This is a genomic window from Craurococcus roseus, from assembly GCF_039523795.1.
GTDB lineage: Bacteria > Pseudomonadota > Alphaproteobacteria > Acetobacterales > Acetobacteraceae > Craurococcus > Craurococcus roseus.
This window is the reverse complement of the sequence record NZ_BAAAFZ010000038.1, coordinates 14,049-31,029: the sequence shown is the minus strand read 5'-3', so window position 1 is coordinate 31,029 and position 16,981 is coordinate 14,049. Positions and strand designations below refer to the sequence as shown.

Sequence of the window (16,981 nt, the reverse complement as noted above, 5' to 3'; positions counted from 1 at the left end):
ATGCAACCTATTGCCGCTGGCGATCATGATACCAGGACAGCAGCGTTTGGGGATTTCGACGCATGGACGGCACGATCGCGCAGGCAAGGACGAAGCTCCGGGGCGAGGCTGGCGAGTTCCACAAGCAACTCGTGGCACTGGTTCCGAAGCTTCGCATCCAAGCCCTCGCCCTGACACGCAACCGCGCCGCCGCGGAAGATCTCGTCCAGGACGCCGTGGCGAACGCGCTGGCCGCCCAGGAGAGCTTCACGCCGGGGACCAACTTTGCCGCCTGGATGCACCGCATCCTCCGGAACCGCTTCATCAGCACCCTCCGGAAACAGCGCGAAACCACCGACATCGAAGACCTGCCCAGCTCCGCTTTCGCGGTCGGGGCGGCGCACGAGGACCGGATGGTGCTCAAGGAGCTGAGCAAGGCCCTGGGCCGTTTGCCGTCCGACCAGCGCGAAGCCTTGTTCATGGTTGTCCTGCAAGGGATGTCTTACGAGGAGGTCGCAGAGGCCACGGGGTGCGCCGTGGGCACGGCCAAGAGCCGCGTGTTCCGGGCCCGTAGGCAGTTGCAGGTCTGGCTCGCTGGAGAGGAGCGTTCCGCTTCTTCCCTGCCGAAGCCCGACGAGCGCACCGGCCGCCGTCCCGGCGTCCAGCAACTCGGTGCCTGATGGTGCCATGGTGCGGGGCTCGGCGTTCATGCTGAAGGAGCTTCCTGCCGCTTCGTCACTGCCGGCGAGAACGATGAGCAAAGCGAAATCGGGGGGCGCAGACGACGCGTCGGCGCACCCCCGGGCCACCCGGTCCGACAAGGGCTCTTCAGAAGCCTTCGACATCTGGCTTCAGCAGGGCCTTCACAAACTTTACGACAGTGTCGCCAAGGAACCCGTGCCGGACGAGTTGCTGAAGCTCATCGAACAGGACTTGGCCGAACGCAACAAGTGACGCCGTGAGCGCCGGCCCGTGGCGTCACGACGCCATCGTGCCAGCCGGCGCCGCGAACTCGGCAGGCGCGGTCCTTTGCCTCTTCACGAGCAGCTTGTTGAGGCTGTGGACGTAAGCCCGGGCAGACGCGACGATGGTGTCGGTGTCGGCCCCCTGCCCGTCCACGATCTTCCCGTTCTCCTCGAGGCGAACAGTGACGCGGGCTTGGGCGTCCGTCCCGCCCGTCACGCTTTGGACCGCGTAGAGCTTCAGCGCCGCTTCGTGAGGCCAAGCCTGCCGGATGGCGGCGAAGGTCGCGTCCACCGCGCCATCGCCGCTGGCCATGCCCTCGTGCCGCTCCCCATCGACCTCCAAAGTCAAGCTCGCCATGGGCTTCGCGCCCATGCCCGTCGCCACCGTCAGTGCGGCCAGCTTGATGCGGTCGTGGTCGCGGACGATCTCGTCGTCCACGAGCGCAACGATGTCCTCGTCGTAGACGACCTTCTTCCGATCCGCGAGGTCCTTGAAGCGTCGGAAAGCGTCGTTCAACTGGTTGTCGCCCACCGTGTAGCCCAACGCGCGCAGCTTGTCGCGGAAGGCGGCGCGGCCCGAGTGCTTGCCGAGGACGAGCGAGCTCTTCGTCCAGCCGACGCTTTCCGGCGTCATGATCTCGTAGGTGGAGGCGTCCTTCAGCACGCCGTCCTGGTGGATGCCGGACTCGTGCGCGAAGGCGTTGCGGCCGACGATGGCCTTGTTCGGCTGCACGTCGAAGCCGGTGATGGTGGCGAGCAGGCGGCTGGTCCGCAGGATGTTCCGCGTTTCGATGTTGGTGCGGTAGGGCAGCGCGTCCCGGCGCGTGCGGAAGGCCATCGCCACCTCTTCGAGGCTGGCGTTGCCCGCCCGCTCCCCGATGCCGTTGATGGTGGTCTCGACCTGCCTGGCGCCGCCGCGGATCGCCGCGATGGTGTTGGCGACGGCCATGCCCAGGTCGTTGTGATTGTGCGCGGAAAGCACCACCCCTTCGATGCCCGGCACGCGCGCGCGCAGGTCGGAGAAGATGCGCCCCATGTCCTCGGGCATGGAGTAGCCCACGGTGTCGGGGATGTTGATCGTCGTCGCCCCGGCGCGGATGGCGGCTTCGGCGCAGCGGCACAGGAAGTCCGGGTCGCTCCGGCTGCCGTCCTCGGCGCTCCACTCCACGTCCTCGGCGTGCTGGCGGGCGAGCGCGACGCTGCTGGACGTCAGCTCCAAGACCTCTTCGCGGCTCATCCGCAGCTTCACGCGCATGTGCAGGTCCGAGGTGGCGAGCACGATGTGGATGCGCTTGCGGGCGGCGGGCTTGAGCGCCTCGGCGGAACGCAGGATGTCCGCGGGCGCCGCGCGGGACAGGCTGGCGATCACCGGGCCGTCCTTGCCGAAGCGCTTCGATATCGCCTGGACGCTTTCGAAGTCGCCCGGGCTGGCGATGGCGAAGCCGGCCTCGATCACGTCCACGCCCAGCTCGTGCAGGGCGTCCGCCATGCGGAGCTTCTCCTCGAGGGTCATGGAGAAGCCGGGCGACTGCTCCCCGTCCCGCAGGGTGGTGTCGAACATGATGACGCGGTGGTCGTCGAGCTTGCCGAAGCTCGGATGATGGATGCTCATGGGTTCGTTCCTCGGGCGCCGCTGCGCCGCCGTTCAACCGACTCATTCCGCACCTAGGCGACGCGGGGCCGACACCCCGGCGTTGGGCCTAGGCGCACCTAAGTCGAAGAAGGAGTCCGACGGCGACAGGGCCCGCGGCGCGCGTGCCCGTCCGGCAAACCATCGGGCTTGCCGGCGGAAGGCGCACCAGGGAGCGAGCGGTCCTCATGGCCAGAAGAGCCTATCCAAGGCGGCGGCAGGCCGCAAGCCGGTCAGTTCTTGGCCTTGTCCACCAAGGCGTTCTGCTTGATCCACGGCATCATGGCCCGGAGCTTCTCGCCGACCTCTTCGATCGGGTGCTCCGCCAACCGCCGGCGCGTCGCCTTGAAGCTCGCTTGGTTGACCCGGTTCTCCAGCATCCAGTCCCGCGCGAATTTGCCGGTCTGGATGTCGTCGAGCACCCGCTTCATCTCGGCTTTCGTTTCGGCCGTGATAATGCGCGGCCCGGTGATGTACTCGCCGTACTCGGCCGTGTTGCTGATCGAGTAGTTCATGTTGGCGATGCCGCCCTCGTAGATCAGGTCCACGATCAGCTTCACCTCGTGGAGGCACTCGAAGTAGGCCATCTCGGGCGCATAACCGGCCTCGACCAGCGTTTCGAAGCCCGCCTTGATGAGTTCGACCAAGCCGCCGCACAGCACGGTCTGCTCGCCGAACAGATCGGTCTCGCACTCCTCCTTGAACGTCGTCTCGATGACGCCGGCCCGGCCGCCGCCGATCGCCGAGGCGTAGCTCAGGGCGATTTCCAAGGCGTTCCCCGAAGGATTCTGCGCCACCGCGACGAGGCACGGCACGCCGCCGCCGCGCTGGTACTCGCTCCGGACCGTGTGGCCAGGCCCCTTGGGGGCGATCATGAACACGTCGAGGTCCGGGCGCGGGTCCAGCAGGTTGAAATGGACGTTCAGCCCGTGCGCGAAGGCCAGCGCGGCGCCCTGCTTCATGTTCGGGCCGAGCGCCTCCCGGTACAGGTCGCCCTGGCCCTCATCAGGGGTCAGCACCATGACCACGTCGGCCCACTTCGCCGCGTCGGCCGGGCCCATCACCTTGAAGCCCGCGGCCTCGGCCTTCTGCGCGCTGCCGCCCGGACGGAGCCCGATGCCGACCTCCTTCACCCCGGAGTCGCGGAGGTTCATGGCGTGGGCGTGGCCCTGGCTGCCGAAGCCGACGACGGCCACCTTGCGGCCTTTGATCAGGTTCACGTCGGCGTCGCGATCGTAGTACACGCGCATGGTGGCGCTCCCTCCTCCCGGGTGTTGCTCAATCCAAAGGGCTACAGGCCGCGCGGACCCCTGGCCACCGCGCAGACGCCGGTGCGGCAGATCTCTTTCAGGCCGAGCGGGCGCATCAGCGCCACGAAGGCGTCCAGCTTCTCGCCGGAGCCCGTCATTTCGAACACGAGGCTCTCCGCCGTGGCGTCCACCACGCGCGCCCGGAACGCGTCGGCGAGCCGCAGCGCCTCCATGCGGTGTTCGCCGGCGCCGGCCACCTTGATGAGCATCATCTCGCGCGAGATGTGCGGCCCGTCCAGGCTGAGGTCGGCGATGCGGTGGACGGGCACCAGCCGGTCGAGCTGCGCCTTGATCTGCTCGATCACCATGGCCGTGCCGGTGGTGACGATGGTGACGCGCGATTGCCGGCGCTCCTCGTCCACCGGCGCCACCGTCAGGCTCTCGATGTTGTAGCCGCGCCCGGAGAACAGCCCGACCACGCGCGCCAGGATGCCCGCCTCGTTGTCCACCAGCACGGCGATCGTGGCGCTGCGCTGGCCTATGTCCTCCCCGTCCGGCATGGCGTCAGACCAGGACCTTGCCCTCGTCGGTGACGCCGGCGACGCCGCCCTCCTGCCCCGGCGCCAGGATCATCTCGTTGTGGGCGGCGCCCGAAGGAATCATCGGGAAGCAGTTTTCGCCCTGGTCCACCGCGATGTCGGCGATCACCGGCCCGTCGATGGCGAGCATCTCCCGGATCACCCGGTCGAGGTCGTCGATCGTCTGCGCGCGGAGGCCGGTGGCGTGGAAGCTGTCGGCGAGCTTGACGAAGTCGGGCAGCGCCGCCGAGTAGCTTTCCGAGTAGCGGCCGCCGTGCAGCAGCTCCTGCCACTGGCGCACCATGCCCATGTACTCGTTGTTCAGGATGAACACCTTCACCGGCAGGCGGTACTGCGCGAGCGTCCCCATCTCCTGGATGTTCATCAGGATGCTGGCCTCGCCGGCGATGTCGATCACCAGCGCGTCCGGGTGCGCGATCTGCACGCCCATCGCCGCCGGCAGGCCGTAGCCCATGGTGCCGAGGCCGCCCGAGGTCATCCAGCGGTTGGGCTTCTCGAAGCCGAAATACTGCGCCGCCCACATCTGGTGCTGGCCGACCTCGGTGGTGATGAAGGTGTCGCGGCCGCCCTCGCGCGTGATCTCGTACAGCCGCTTCACCGCGTGCTGGGGCTTGATGATGCGGCCTTCCTGCCGGTAGCTGAGGCAGTCCTTGGCGCGCCAGCCGTCGATGCGCCTCCACCATTCGGCGACCGCCGCCCGGTCCTGCTGCGGTGCGTCCTCCTCCGCCTGCCAGCACTCGATCAGCGCAGCCAGGATGCGCCCGGCGTCGCCCACGACCGCCACGTCCACGGCGACGTTCTTGTTGATCGAGGACGGGTCGATGTCGGCGTGGATCTTCTTGGAGCCCGGCGCGAAGGCGTTGAGGCGCCCCGTCACGCGGTCGTCGAAGCGCGCGCCGATGTTGAGCATCACGTCGCACCCGTGCATGGCCAGGTTGGCCTCGTAGGTGCCGTGCATCCCCAGCATGCCGAGGAACCGCGGGTCGCTCGCTGGGAAGGCGCCGAGGCCCATCAAAGTGTTCGTGCACGGAAAGCCCGTCAGGCGCACGAACTCCGTCAGCAGCCGGCTCGCCTCCGGCCCGGCGTTGATGACGCCGCCGCCGGCGTAGACCACCGGCCGCTTCGCGCCCCGCAGCAGGCGGACGGCGTCGCGGATCGCGGACGGGTCGGGCTCGGTCCGGGGCCGGTAGCTGCGGTGCGGCACCTGCGGCGCCTCCGAGTAGCTCCCCTTGCCGATCAGGATGTCCTTCGGCAGGTCGATGACGATCGGGCCTGGCCGGCCGGAGCGCGCGACGTAGAACGCCTCGTGGACCGTCCCGGCGAGCTTGGAGATGTCCTTGACCAAATAGTTGTGCTTGGTCGCCGGCCGCGTGATGCCCGTGGTGTCCGCTTCCTGGAACGCGTCGTTGCCGATGAGGTGGGTCGGCACCTGGCCGGTGAGGCAGACGATCGGGATGCTGTCCATCAGAGCGTCCACCAAGCCCGTCACGGCGTTCGTGGCGCCCGGCCCCGAGGTCACCAGCACCACGCCCACCTTGCCGGTGGAGCGCGCGTAGCCTTCGGCGGCGTGGACCGCCGCCTGCTCGTGCCGGACCAGGATGTGGCGGATGGCATTCTGCTGGAACAAGGCGTCGTAGAGCGGAAGGACGGCGCCGCCCGGGTATCCGAAAATGACCTCGACACCCTGGTCCTTCAACGCCCGGAGCACGATCTCGGCACCCGACATCACGCGGGCTTCTGGGGACTGCAAGGTCGCTGACATTGGGGGCCTTCCCGGGCAAGAAAGCGCGCCGCCGGTACGCCGACACGGCCCGATCGCGGTTCGCGTGGCACACCTACGCCCGATGCTGCGTCGCGTCAACGCCCCCGCTCAACAAATGCCAAGAATTCGCCCAAGAATCGTTCTGAAAATTGCTCATCAACGCCGAAACGCGCATCGACGTGTCGCACACGGTCGGGCTCCGCTAGGGGATGGTGCCGAAACCAAGTGTCTTGCCGCTTGACGTACCGGCGGGTGTTGGCGATCGTCTTTTCGCGGGCCTGCGGCAAGCCGAGGCGGCCGGCGAGGTGGGCCGCGAGCTCCGGTGCGCCGTGTGCCCGCATGGCCGGCAACGCCGGGTCGAGGCCCTGGTCGAGCATGGCCCGGACCTCGTCGAGCGCGCCGTTCCGCAGCATGGCGTCGAACCGGGCCGCGACGACTTGGCGGAGTTCGTCGCGCGGCGGCCGCAGCAGGACGGCCCACCGCCGCCAAGGCGCCGCGCCGCCGTCGCCGCTGCCCGACCGCCACGCGGCGAGACCGCGCCCGGTGCCGAGCACGACTTCCAGCGCACGGGCCAAGCGTTGCCCGTCGGTCGAACGGAGCGTCGCCGCCGTGGCCGGGTCCAAGCGCGCCAGCCGCTCGTGCAGCGCCGGGGCGCCCGAGGCGGCGAGTTGCGCCCGCGCCTCCTCGCGCGCCCATGCCGGCACCGCGGGCACGTCCGCCAAGCCGCGCGTCAGGGACAGGAAGTACAGGCCGGTGCCGCCGCAGAGTATGGGCAGCTTGCCCGCCCGGAACGCATCGTCCATCGCCAAGAGCGCTTGCTCCCGCCACCACGCCGCATCGGCCGGCTCGGCCGCCGGCCGCACGCCGTAAAGCCGGTGCGGCGCCAGCGCCTCCTCGTCCGGCGTGGGGCGCGCGGTCAGGACGCGCAGTTCGCGGTAGACCTGCATGGAGTCGGCATTGATGACCACGCCGTTGAGGCGCCGGGCGAGCGCGAGGGCCAGCGCAGATTTGCCGCTGGCGGTCGGGCCGGCGACGATCAGCGCGGGCGGCGGCGTTGGCGGCTGCGCTCCGCGTTGCTTCACGCCCGGCCTCCCGGCATGGTCCCGGCCGCATGCAGCACGTGCTCACGCTGGTCGCGCCTAAGGGCGCCCTTTCCAAGCAGTCGGTGTCCGCCGTCCGCGCCGCGCTCCAGAATCTCGGCGCGGGGGCCGGGAGCCCGGACTGGCTGGCGCCCGACGAGGCCGCCGACATCCCGTTCGACGGGCTGGCGCCCGAGCAGGCCGACTCCGCCGCCCGCCGCGCGCTGGAAGGCGCGGCGGTGGACGCCATCGCGCAGTCGGCCGAAGGGCGCCGCAAGAAGCTGCTGCTCGCCGACATGGACAGCACGGTCGTGACCACGGAAACTCTCGACGAACTGGCCGGCTTCGCCGGGGTGAAGGAGCGCGTCGCGTCCATCACCGAGCGGGCCATGACCGGGGAGCTGAACTTCCGGCAGGCGCTCACCGAACGCGTCGCTTTGCTCGCCGGCCTGCCGGTGTCCGCGCTCGAACGAACTTGGGAAGCCACCGCCGTCATGCCGGGCGCCGCCGAGCTCGTGGCCACCATGTCGGCGCACGGCGCGCGCTGCGTCCTGGTGTCCGGGGGCTTCACCTTCTTCACCGAACGGGTCGCCGCGCGGCTGGGCTTCCACGCCCACCAGTCGAACACGCTCCTGATCGAGGACGGCAGGCTCACCGGGCGCGTGGCGGAGCCGATCCTGGACCGCGACGCCAAGCTCGCGGCTTTGAAGCGCAACGCGGCCGGGCGCGGCCTGCCGCTCTCCGCCACGCTCGCGGTCGGCGACGGCGCCAACGACCTCGACATGGTGCGAGCGGCCGGCCTCGGCGTGGCGTTCAGGGCCAAGCCGGTCGTCGCCTCCGCCGCGCGCGCCCGCGTCGAGCACGCGGATCTGCGGGCCCTGCTCTTCGCGCAAGGCTTCCGGGCAGAGGACATCGCGCATGCGTGACTTTATCTGTTTTTGTAAACCACCGTGACAATTTGACACGCGCCCGTTTGGCCTCTGTAACTGCCGGCTTCGACGCCGTGTGACCGGAAGAAGGGGTAGACACTGTGGATCTGAACGTTGTCGTACGAGGGCAATCCAACGCGTTCCTTTTGGTGAGCGACGACCAAGGTAGCGTCGGGTCGCGGGCCTTGCTCGACGAGGTGCAGAGGCTGCTCGGCTTCGACGGCGTCAACGACCGCGTGCTCTTGGACGACTGGTGGCAGCCCGGCCAGAACACCATCTTCGGCGCAACCGCGTTCATCGGCGACTGGGTGGCGCGCGACGCGAACGGGGCGTGGCAACCGCAGCAGTACGAGCAAGCGTTGCTGCGGAACGTGTCGCAGAACCGGCCGGCGGCTGAAACGGCCATCGTTTGGCTCCACAACGAATACGACGGCGTCTACTACCCCAACCTGACGGTCGCCGAATGGGAAAGCGCCGTGCGCGCCGATGCGGCCCTGGTCCGAGGCGCCCTCGGCATGGACGCGGCGAGCAGCCCTTACGTTTTCGTGAGCGCCATTCCGTTTCCAACCGCGAACGAAACCGCCCTGCAAACCATCCGCGCTGCCATGGAGAAGCTCGAAGCCGACCCGGGCTTCAACGCCGACGTCGGCGCCAGGGCGCTCGACGTGGATATGACGTTCAAATTCCCGTTCGAGACCACTCTGACGGACTACACCTACGGCCTTTCCCACATTTCGGCGCAGGACGCGGCGGTCATCGGCCAGCGATTGGCGCGCTCCCTCGCGGAGGAGTGGGCCGAGTTCGCGAAGCCCGGCTCGCCCGTCGCCCTGGCGGGCGGCGACATCGCCTCGGACGGCCCCAAGGTCGTGGCCGCCACGGCGGCGGACGCCGACACGCTCCTGGTCCGCGTGGCCCACGACCAAGCGTCCGGCTTCGCGCCGCTGGACGCCGAAGCCACCGCGGGGCTCGGCTGGGCGGTGGGCGGCGCTTCCGGCCCCGTGTACGCGAGCGGCGTGCAGGTGCTCTCCGCGGACACGCTGCAAATCGACTTCCAGGGCGCCGTGCCGACCGATGGCCTGCTCTACTACGGCTACGGCTACGGACGGTTGGCGACGACCAACCAGCCAGGGCAGGGCAACGCCATCTACGACAACGCCGGGCTGCCGCTGTGGACGCCCGCGACCGGCGTTCCAATCGGGGCGCCCGCCGCGGCGGCCCTGGCTTCCGCCGAAGTGAGCCCGATCGCCTGACGATCAGCGCGGCGATGCCCGCCTACCGCGCGCGCGCCAGCAGCCTGCGCGCGCGCTCCACCACCGGGAGGTCGATCATGGCGCCTTCGAAGGCGACGGCGCCCCTGCCCTCGGCCACCGCTCGCTCGAAGACGGCGATGAGGCGTCGCGCGCGGTCGATCTCCTCCGGCGCGGGCCCGTACTCCTCGTTGATCACGGGCACCTGCGACGGGTGGATGCAAGAGGCGCAGGCGAAGCCCAGCCGGCGCGACCGGCGCAACCCGGCGCGGTAGCCCTCGAGATCTTCGAAGCCGGCGAAGGCGCCGACCGCTCCCATCGGGAGGATGCCCGCCCCGCGCGCCGCCGCGACCACCATCATGCCGAAATGGTAGAGCAGGTCCGCGCCCGGCGTGGCCTCCAGCTCCATGGAGAGGTCCTCGGAACCGACGCCCAGCGCCGCCATGCGCGGGTCCGCGGCGGCGATCTCCGCCAAGAGCGGCAGGGCCTGCGGAGTCTCGACAAGGCCGACGAAGCGCGTGCGGCCCGGCTCGACGCCGACCGCGGCCTCTCGCGCCCCCACCGCCTCCGACAGCAGCCGCACGTGCTCCGGCCCCATCAGCTTGGGCAGCATGAGCGCGGCGACGCCGGGCATCACCGCTGCCTCGATGTCGCGCACCGCCAAGTCGAGCGGCCGGTTGATGCGGACGCAAACCTCGGCCCCGCCCTGCCCCACCGTCGCCGCGGCGCCCGGCAGCGCCTCGCGCGCCGCCTGCTTCTCCGCGGGCGCGATCGAGTCCTCCAGGTCGAGGATGATCACGTCGGCGCCCCGGGTGTGCGCCTTGGCGACGAAGCGTTCGGCCGTGGTGGGGACGAACATGAGGGAGCGCCAATTGGGCTGCTTGGGCGGCATGGAAGCTCTCCTAAGGGGCGCGGGCGGCGCCGCTGTCCAGCATCCGCGCGATCTCGGCCTCGCCGAAGCCGGCCTCGGCGAGCACCTCCCGCGTGTGCTGCCCCATGCGCGGCGCGGGCAGCGCCTCGTCCCGCATGCCGCCGCCGAAGCGGCCCGCGACGCGAGTGCGCCGCAGCAGACCTTCGGTCGGGTGGTCTTCGCTTTCCCAAAAGCCGGCGTCGGCGAGGTGCGGATCGGTCAGCAGATCCTCGATGGTGTTGTACCGAGCCGCGGGCACGTCGAGCGCGGCGAAGGTCTCCAGCCACTCCGCCGTGGTGCGTTGGCGCAGCCCGGCGACGCGCACCTCGAAGTAGGCGACCGCGTTCGCCGTGCGGGACACCGGCGAGTCGAAGCGCGGGTCGTCGCGCAGTTCCGGCCGGCCTATGGCCTTGAAGAAGGCGAAGGCCTGGGCGTTCGTGTTCGGCGCCACGGTGATGTAGCCGTCGGCGGTGGGCAGCGGGCGGTATTCGGGGCTCAGCAGCCGGTTGTCGCCGGCCGGCCCCTCGGGCGGGTCGAAGGTCGCGGCGCCGAGGTGCTCGGCCGCGACGAAGGCGGCCATGGTTTCGAACATCGGCACCTCGATCGCTTCGCCGCGCCCGGTGCGCTCGCGCCGGTACAAGGCGAAGCCGATCGCCTGCGCCGCTACCAAGCCGGTGATGTGGTCGGTCATCACCATCGGCACGAAGCGCGGCTCACCGGTCGCGCGGTGGAAGGTGGCCGCCACGCCGGACAGGCTCTGGATGATGGGGTCGTAGGCCGGCCGGTTGGCGTAGCGCCCGTCCGTGCCGAAGGCGACGATGGAGCAGTGGACCAGGCGCGGGTTGCCCTCGGCGAGCGAGGCGTGGTCGAGGCCCGCCCGCGCCAGCGCCGCCGGCCGGATGTTGCTGACGAAGACGTCCGCGCCCGCGATGAGGCGCAGCAGGGCCGCGCGCCCCTCCGGCCGCTTGATGTCCAGCACGGCCGAGCGCTTGTTGCGGTTGAAGTTGATGAACTTGCCGGACATGCCCGGCGAACGCGCGCCGTTGGCGATGTGGCGCAGCAGGTCGCCCTCCGGCGCCTCGATCTTGACGACGTCGGCGCCGTGGTCCGCCAAGGCGCGCGTGCAGGCCGGGCCGACCACCACGCTGGTGAGGTCCACCACCCGCACGCCCGCCAGCGGGCCGCCGCCGCCCGAGCTCATGCGAACTCCATCTCGACTTCGCCGCACAGGTTGCCGTCGCCGTCGGCGGCCCACGCTTTCGCCGTCCCGTCCGCTACTGCACTCCCCGCGAGAACCACGGTGTCGCCGACGTACAGCGCCCGCGTGAGGCGCGCGGAGAAGCCGGCAAGGCGAGCGGACGAGCGGCGCGTCGCCGCGTCCAGCAGGAGCTGCATGGTCAGGCCGCCGTTCTGCACCGCGGCCGGATAGCCTTCCTCGCCGCGGGCGTAGTCGGCGTCGTAGTGGATGCGGTGGGCGTTCCAGGTCACGGCCGAGTAGCGGAAGACCAGGGCGGGACCGAGGAGCTTCTCCTCCCGCCACGCCGCCTCCGCCGGCGCCGGGACCGACGGCGCCACCGCGCTCCGCTCGCCGGGCGCCACGGCCTCGCGGTAGATGGCGTCGAACTCCTCCACCGCGACCAAGTCCTCTCCGCGGCGGATGGTGTGGCGCATGGTCAGCACGGTGATCGGGCCGGTCCGCGCCTGCTTCGGCACGATGGCCGCGACTTCCGTGGTCCGCGTGGCGATGTCGCCCACCCGCAGCGAGTCCGCGATGCGGACGCGCCGCCCCGCGCCCATGCGGCGCGGCAGCGGTATGGGCGGCAGGAACACGCCGGGCTTCGGATGGCCGTCCGGGCCGAGGTCGGAGTGGCGCGCGGTCTCGGCGACGAACAGGGTGAACCAGTGCGGCGGCAACGGGTCGCCGTGGCGGAAGGCGCCGGGATCGAGGTCCAGCATGGACGCGATCCGGCGGACCGCCGAAAGGCCGACCTCTTCCTCGACCGTGCGCGATCGGCCGACCCAGGCCGCAAGTTCGGGGGTCAACTCCGGCGGCATGGCGGCTCCCGCAAGCCTTGGCGGCGGGACCCGTCCGCGCCGCCGTTCCGCCAGCCTACAGCAACCGGGCGGACCGGGAAGCCCGCCGATCGCCTCGTCGTCAGGCGGCGGCGGCGCCGGCCTTCTTCGCCTGGGCCTTGGCGATCCGGCGCTTCAGCGCCTTCGCCTCGACCGGCAGCTTGCGGTCCGGCGTGCCGAGCAGGAACGCGTCGAGCCCGCCGTTGTGCTCGATGGTGCGGATGCCGTTCGTCGAAAGCCGCAGGCGCACGGGCGCGGCCAGAACGTCCGAGAAGAAGGAGGTTTCCTGCAGGTTGGGCAGGAAGCGGCGGCGGGTCTTGTTGTTGGCGTGGCTGACGTTGTTCCCCGTCAGCACGCCCTTCCCGGTGATGCCGCAACGGCGGGCCATGGTCGCAAATCCCTGAACGCGAGCACGGGCGGCAGGCACCCGCGGAGTGGCTGTGAAGGGCGCGGCTATGCCCGGCCCGCGCCGCGCAGTCAAGCGTTCCGGGAGGTTCAGCCCCGCTAACCGGCCTGCTGTCCGCCCGGGAGGTGGTCCCGCATCTCCCGCAGCTCCCCGGTCTCGACCGAAACGAGGGCGTTCCGCAGCACCGCCGCGATCGCCCGGTCGTCCATGGTCCGGGCCAGCAAGCCGAGGGCGCCGCCCAGGAGGGCGGAGGCGGCCGATATCGGGGCGACCTTCTGCTGCATCATGTATTCGATGGCCTTGTCCACGATCGAACCGGCGTGGCTGAGATCCTCGGGCGCCACGCCTTGGGGGTCGAGTTGCATCGGGCCTCCCTCCTTGTCGGGGAAGCAGATGGGGCTTTGCGGGCGGGCGTGAAACCCCCGCGCCGGCGGCGCGCAACCTCAAGGCGCAACACGGGCCATGTCGCGCGCGCTCCGCGGCTTGTCGAGGTCGGCCGCCGCCTGCGCCGCGGCGGCCGCTTCCGCCGCCGCCACCGCCTGCGCCTGCCGCTGCCACATGCCGGCGTACAATCCTCCCTGGCCGATGAGGGCGCCGTGGTTCCCCCGCTCCACCACCGTCCCGTCCTGCAGGACGATGATCTCGTCGGCGTCCACCACCGTCGAGAGCCGGTGCGCGATGACCAGGGTCGTGCGGTTGGCGGAAACGCGGTTCAGCGCCGCCTGGATCTCCTGTTCCGTCCGGGTGTCGAGCGCGCTGGTGGCCTCGTCCAGCACCAGGATGCGGGGGTCCTTGAGGATGGTGCGGGCGATGGCGACGCGTTGCTTCTCGCCGCCCGAGAGCTTCAGGCCGCGCTCGCCGACCATGGTGCGGTAGCCGTCGGGCAGGCGCTCCACGAAGTCGTGGACCTGCGCGAGCTTGGCCGCGGCCACCACCTCCTCGTCCGTGGCGCCCGGCCGGCCGTAGGCGATGTTGTAGCGGATGGTGTCGTTGAACAGCACGGTGTCCTGCGGCACCACGCCGATGGCCGAGCGCAGGGACGATTGGGTCACGTCGCGGACATCCTGGCCGTCCACCAGGACGGCGCCGTCGGTCACGTCGTAGAAGCGGAACAGCAGCCTGGAGATGGTGGACTTGCCCGCCCCCGTCGGCCCGACGATGGCCAGCGTCCGCCCGGGCGGGACGCGGAAGGACACGCCCTTGAGGATCTCGCGGTCGGGCCGGTAGCCGAAGCGCACGTCCTCGAACACCAGTTCGCCCGGCCCGGGGCGCAGGGCCGGCGCGCCCGGCGCGTCCTCCACCTCGCGCGGCTGGCGCATGAGGCGGAACATCTCCTCCATGTCCGTGAGGCCCTGCTTGATCTCGCGGTAGGCGAAGCCGAGGATGTTGAGGGGCATGTAGAGCTGGATGAGGTAGGTGTTCACCAGCACGAAGTCGCCCACCGTCATCCGCCCGGAGGCCACGCCCCGCGCCGCCAGCACCATCACCAGGGTCAGCCCGACCGCGATGATGAAGGCTTGGCCGGCGTTCAGGAGGTTCAGCGTCGTTTCCGAGCGGCTGTAAGCCTTCTCGTAGCGCGCGAGCGAGCCGTCGTACCGGCGCTCCTCGTGCGCCTCGTTGTTGAAGTACTTCACCGTCTCGTAGTTCAGCAGGCTGTCGATCGCCTTGGTGTTGGCGTCCTGGTCGGTGGCGTTCATCTCCCGCCGGAACCGCAGCCGCCAATCGGTGAAGAGCAGGGTGAAGACGATGTAGACGCCGATGGTGCCGAGCGTCGCCAGGGCGAAGGTGACGTCGAACATCCCCCACAGGATCGCCGCCACCAGCAGGATCTCGATGATCGTCGGCACGATCGTGAACAGCATGAAGTCGAGGGTGAAGGTGATGCCCCGCGTGCCCCGCTCCAGCACGCGCGACAGCCCGCCGGTCTGCCGGTCCAGGTGGAAGCGGAGCGACAGCGCGTGGAGGTGCTGGAACACGCGCAACGCGATTCGCCGCGCCGCCCGCGCCTGCACCTTCACGAACACCGCGTCGCGCAGTTCCGAGAAGGCGCTGGAGGAGATGCGCAGCAGCCCGTAGCCGAGCACCAGGGCGATCGGCACGGCGGCGATGGCGGCCGCGCCCTCCTTCGGCGTCAGCGCGTCCACGGCGCGGGCGTAGGCGATGGGGACCAGCACGTTGGCGCCCTTCGCGGCCACCATGAGCAGCAGGGCTATCACCACCCTGGCGCGCAGGGCCGGCTCGCCGGGGGGCCAGAGCCAAGGCGCGAGGGTCAAGAGGGTTTGGAGGTGGCCGCGCTCGGCCGCCTTGGAGTCGCTCAAAGGAATTCTCCGGGGTCGCCGCAAAGATGGCCCCGAACCGGCGTTGGGCAAACCGGGCGCCGCCGCGCGGCGGGTGCGCGCCGGAAATAGGGTCCTCATGCCTCCTTTGCGGCGCCACATCGAAACCTGCAACGACATGGCCTCCCTGGCCGGCCTCGTGCCGTGGCGCATCGGCTCCGCGCGGGTGGGTTGGCTGACGGAGGACATGGCGCGGAGGCTCCGATCCGTCCGCGGCGCCTTCGACGCGCAGGGCGGGGACGGGCTGGAACTCGTTGCGGGCGAAGGCGTCGAGGCGCGCTCCCGCGCGCTGGGAGACGTCGTTGCGCACCTCGCGGCGGCCGGTGTCGTTTCGCGGCGCGACGAGGCGTTCGACGTGCGGGCCGCGCCGGACTCCGAGGCAGTGGCCCGGCTGGACCGCGGCGCCTTGTCGCCGCTCGGCGTCATCTCGCAGGGCGTCCACGTGAACGGGCGCGTCCGCCGCCCGGACGGCCTGCACCTCTGGGTGGGCTGGCGGGCCAAGGACAAGAGCGTGGCGCCGGGCAAGCTCGACAACCTGGTGGCCGGCGGCGTCCCGGCGGGGCTGACGCCCATGCAGACCTTGCTCAAGGAGGCCGCCGAGGAGGCGAGCATGCCGCCCGAACTCGCCGCGCGGGCGCGGCAGGTCTCGCGGGTGTCCTACCGCATGTCGGACGGCCCCGGCATCCGCCGCGACGTCTTGCACTGCTTCGACCTGGAGTTGCCGGAGGACTTCACGCCGGTTCCGGGCGACGACGAGGTGGAGCGCTACGAATTGTGGCCGGCCGGGCGCGTCCTCGAAGCGGTGCGCGACACGTCGGACGTGAAGTTCAACGTCAACCTCGTGCTGATCGACCTCTTCCTCCGCGAAGGGCTGGTCGATCCGGGCAGCGAGGAAGGCAGGCGCCTGCGCGCGGGCCTCGACCCCGGACCTTGAATCCGGCGACGGCCGCGCCGGCGGTCCACGCCGCGCGCGTCCCCGCCCGGGGCGGTCGCGGGCCGGTGCCTGGGCGGCGGGGCCGGCCGTCGTCGTCACGGCGGGGCCAGGTGGCGGTTGATCCGGCGGCCGCCGCTGGCGGTCCAGAGCAGCTTGCCGGCCGCGCGGAAGAAGTCCGGGCAGGGCAGCATGGCGCGCATCGCCGCCTCGCCCTTCTCGCGGAGGCAATCGCGGAGGCGGCGGAGTTTGCTTTTGATGCTTTCGGACAAATCGGGGTCGGGCAGGTACCAGGGCGGGCCGCGCAGCGCCGACAGGAAGCCGAGGCGGCGGGCGAGCGCGACGCCTCGGACGCCGAGCAGGCGCCACGCGCGCCGGTAGGAGCGGCAGATCCAGCTCTCCAGGCGGCGGAGCACGGCGCCGCCGGGGCGGTCGGGGTCGGCGAGGGCTTCGAGCAGCTTGGTCCAGAGGCCAGCCTGCGCCCAGCGGCGGAACTGGCGGGCGACGGTGTCCGCCTTCCCGAACCGGGTCGGGAGCGTCCGCCAGGGGGCGAGCGACCAGCCGGGGCCGGGAAGGTGCGCGGCCATCCAGAAGATCGCGTCGAGCCGGCCGCGCGGGTCGCGCACCGGGCGGCCGGGGCCGGCGGCGGCGCGCAGGACGAAGGGGGCGAGCGCGGCCCATTCGTCGTCGGACAGCGGTTCCCAGGGGCGGTGGGGGGAGTAGCGGACCTTGCCGCCGGCGAGGCGGCGGCGGAGGCGTTCGCGGGCTTCGGCGGCCTGGGCGCGGGTGCGGGCGAGGAGGGCATCGCGGGCGGCTTGTTCGGCGGGGTCGGCGTCGCGGTGGCGGCGCTCCTCGGTGCGGCGCTGGCGGATGCGCTCGTGTTCG

At 70.9% G+C, this 16,981-nt stretch carries 17 protein-coding genes; 5 read left to right on the top strand and 12 right to left on the bottom strand.

Translation table 11 applies throughout. The annotated features are described in order from the left end of the window. Window positions 1–62: 62 nt before the first annotated feature. Complete coding sequence (locus ABD067_RS13535; protein WP_343895835.1) at window positions 63–659, top strand: sigma-70 family RNA polymerase sigma factor; 597 nt, start codon at window positions 63–65, stop codon at window positions 657–659. Between the two features lie 28 nt (window positions 660–687). Continuing rightward, entirely contained in the window at window positions 688–933 is a 246-nt protein-coding gene (locus ABD067_RS13530; protein ID WP_343895834.1) for a NepR family anti-sigma factor, read from the top strand. A gap of 24 nt (window positions 934–957) precedes the next feature. Here the strand turns inward: ABD067_RS13530 and ABD067_RS13525 are convergent, their stop codons facing one another. The 5 genes from ABD067_RS13525 to miaA form a co-directional block, all read right to left on the bottom strand. Next, window positions 958–2,556 carry a 2-isopropylmalate synthase gene (locus ABD067_RS13525; RefSeq protein ID WP_343895833.1) on the bottom strand — a complete coding sequence of 533 codons (1,599 nt, stop codon included), beginning with the start codon at window positions 2,554–2,556 and terminating at the stop codon, window positions 958–960. A gap of 251 nt (window positions 2,557–2,807) precedes the next feature. Then, window positions 2,808–3,824 (bottom strand): ketol-acid reductoisomerase, encoded by a 1,017-nt coding sequence (ilvC, locus tag ABD067_RS13520; RefSeq protein WP_343895832.1) that lies wholly within the window; start codon window positions 3,822–3,824, stop codon window positions 2,808–2,810. A 41-nt stretch (window positions 3,825–3,865) separates the two neighbouring features. After that, window positions 3,866–4,384, bottom strand: coding sequence for an acetolactate synthase small subunit (ilvN, locus tag ABD067_RS13515; RefSeq protein ID WP_343895831.1), 519 nt, complete (start codon window positions 4,382–4,384; stop codon window positions 3,866–3,868). Window positions 4,385–4,388: 4 nt separating this feature from the next. Further along, window positions 4,389–6,185 carry an acetolactate synthase 3 large subunit gene (locus ABD067_RS13510; RefSeq protein WP_343895830.1) on the bottom strand — a complete coding sequence of 599 codons (1,797 nt, stop codon included), beginning with the start codon at window positions 6,183–6,185 and terminating at the stop codon, window positions 4,389–4,391. A 95-nt stretch (window positions 6,186–6,280) separates the two neighbouring features. Next, the gene (miaA, locus tag ABD067_RS13505) at window positions 6,281–7,267 is read right to left on the bottom strand and encodes a tRNA (adenosine(37)-N6)-dimethylallyltransferase MiaA (protein WP_343895829.1); all 987 of its coding nucleotides are present in this window, start codon (window positions 7,265–7,267) and stop codon (window positions 6,281–6,283) included. A 29-nt stretch (window positions 7,268–7,296) separates the two neighbouring features. Here miaA and serB point away from each other — a divergent pair, with 29 nt between their 5' ends. Continuing rightward, window positions 7,297–8,190 (top strand): phosphoserine phosphatase SerB, encoded by an 894-nt coding sequence (gene serB, locus ABD067_RS13500; RefSeq protein ID WP_343895828.1) that lies wholly within the window; start codon window positions 7,297–7,299, stop codon window positions 8,188–8,190. A gap of 152 nt (window positions 8,191–8,342) precedes the next feature. Then, the gene (locus ABD067_RS13495; RefSeq protein WP_343895827.1) at window positions 8,343–9,443 is read left to right on the top strand and encodes a hypothetical protein; all 1,101 of its coding nucleotides are present in this window, start codon (window positions 8,343–8,345) and stop codon (window positions 9,441–9,443) included. 22 nt (window positions 9,444–9,465) lie between these two features. Here ABD067_RS13495 and ABD067_RS13490 read toward each other — a convergent pair whose 3' ends face one another. The 6 genes from ABD067_RS13490 to ABD067_RS13465 all read right to left on the bottom strand — a co-directional run bounded on the left by ABD067_RS13490 (window position 9,466) and on the right by ABD067_RS13465 (window position 15,147). After that, on the bottom strand, window positions 9,466–10,332 hold the full coding sequence (locus ABD067_RS13490; protein ID WP_343895826.1) for an HpcH/HpaI aldolase/citrate lyase family protein: 867 nt from the start codon (window positions 10,330–10,332) through the stop codon (window positions 9,466–9,468). A gap of 10 nt (window positions 10,333–10,342) precedes the next feature. Next, window positions 10,343–11,551, bottom strand: coding sequence for a CaiB/BaiF CoA transferase family protein (locus ABD067_RS13485; protein ID WP_343895825.1), 1,209 nt, complete (start codon window positions 11,549–11,551; stop codon window positions 10,343–10,345). Further along, window positions 11,548–12,405 carry an FAS1-like dehydratase domain-containing protein gene (locus ABD067_RS13480; RefSeq protein WP_343895824.1) on the bottom strand — a complete coding sequence of 286 codons (858 nt, stop codon included), beginning with the start codon at window positions 12,403–12,405 and terminating at the stop codon, window positions 11,548–11,550. Before ABD067_RS13480 ends, ABD067_RS13485 begins: the two co-directional genes overlap by 4 nt. A gap of 100 nt (window positions 12,406–12,505) precedes the next feature. Beyond that, complete coding sequence (gene rpmB, locus ABD067_RS13475) at window positions 12,506–12,811, bottom strand: 50S ribosomal protein L28 (protein ID WP_343895823.1); 306 nt, start codon at window positions 12,809–12,811, stop codon at window positions 12,506–12,508. Between the two features lie 116 nt (window positions 12,812–12,927). Continuing rightward, complete coding sequence (locus ABD067_RS13470) at window positions 12,928–13,194, bottom strand: hypothetical protein (protein ID WP_343895822.1); 267 nt, start codon at window positions 13,192–13,194, stop codon at window positions 12,928–12,930. Between the two features lie 78 nt (window positions 13,195–13,272). Then, the gene (locus ABD067_RS13465; protein ID WP_343895821.1) at window positions 13,273–15,147 is read right to left on the bottom strand and encodes an ABCB family ABC transporter ATP-binding protein/permease; all 1,875 of its coding nucleotides are present in this window, start codon (window positions 15,145–15,147) and stop codon (window positions 13,273–13,275) included. Between the two features lie 97 nt (window positions 15,148–15,244). Between ABD067_RS13465 and ABD067_RS13460 the strand changes: the two genes are divergently transcribed. Then, window positions 15,245–16,099, top strand: coding sequence for an NUDIX hydrolase (locus tag ABD067_RS13460; protein WP_343895820.1), 855 nt, complete (start codon window positions 15,245–15,247; stop codon window positions 16,097–16,099). A 95-nt stretch (window positions 16,100–16,194) separates the two neighbouring features. Here the strand turns inward: ABD067_RS13460 and ABD067_RS13455 are convergent. Further along, window positions 16,195–16,981: transposase (locus tag ABD067_RS13455; protein ID WP_408871554.1), on the bottom strand; the 787-nt coding region annotated here is incomplete at its 5' end.

What these genes read in the sequence shown, in the direction of transcription:
- ABD067_RS13525 (WP_343895833.1), bottom strand. Translation starts at nt 2,556, where the DNA reads ATGAGCATCCATCATCCGAGCTTCGGCAAGCTCGACGACCACCGCGTC.
- serB (WP_343895828.1), top strand. Translation starts at nt 7,297, where the DNA reads ATGCAGCACGTGCTCACGCTGGTCGCGCCTAAGGGCGCCCTTTCCAAG.
- ABD067_RS13480 (WP_343895824.1), bottom strand. Translation starts at nt 12,405, where the DNA reads ATGCCGCCGGAGTTGACCCCCGAACTTGCGGCCTGGGTCGGCCGATCG.
- ABD067_RS13460 (WP_343895820.1), top strand. Translation starts at nt 15,245, where the DNA reads ATGCCTCCTTTGCGGCGCCACATCGAAACCTGCAACGACATGGCCTCC.
- ABD067_RS13490 (WP_343895826.1), bottom strand. Translation starts at nt 10,332, where the DNA reads ATGCCGCCCAAGCAGCCCAATTGGCGCTCCCTCATGTTCGTCCCCACC.
- ABD067_RS13470 (WP_343895822.1), bottom strand. Translation starts at nt 13,194, where the DNA reads ATGCAACTCGACCCCCAAGGCGTGGCGCCCGAGGATCTCAGCCACGCC.
- ilvN (WP_343895831.1), bottom strand. Translation starts at nt 4,384, where the DNA reads ATGCCGGACGGGGAGGACATAGGCCAGCGCAGCGCCACGATCGCCGTG.
- ABD067_RS13530 (WP_343895834.1), top strand. Translation starts at nt 688, where the DNA reads ATGCTGAAGGAGCTTCCTGCCGCTTCGTCACTGCCGGCGAGAACGATG.
- ABD067_RS13535 (WP_343895835.1), top strand. Translation starts at nt 63, where the DNA reads ATGGACGGCACGATCGCGCAGGCAAGGACGAAGCTCCGGGGCGAGGCT.
- rpmB (WP_343895823.1), bottom strand. Translation starts at nt 12,811, where the DNA reads ATGGCCCGCCGTTGCGGCATCACCGGGAAGGGCGTGCTGACGGGGAAC.
- ABD067_RS13510 (WP_343895830.1), bottom strand. Translation starts at nt 6,185, where the DNA reads ATGTCAGCGACCTTGCAGTCCCCAGAAGCCCGCGTGATGTCGGGTGCC.
- ABD067_RS13485 (WP_343895825.1), bottom strand. Translation starts at nt 11,551, where the DNA reads ATGAGCTCGGGCGGCGGCGGCCCGCTGGCGGGCGTGCGGGTGGTGGAC.
- ilvC (WP_343895832.1), bottom strand. Translation starts at nt 3,824, where the DNA reads ATGCGCGTGTACTACGATCGCGACGCCGACGTGAACCTGATCAAAGGC.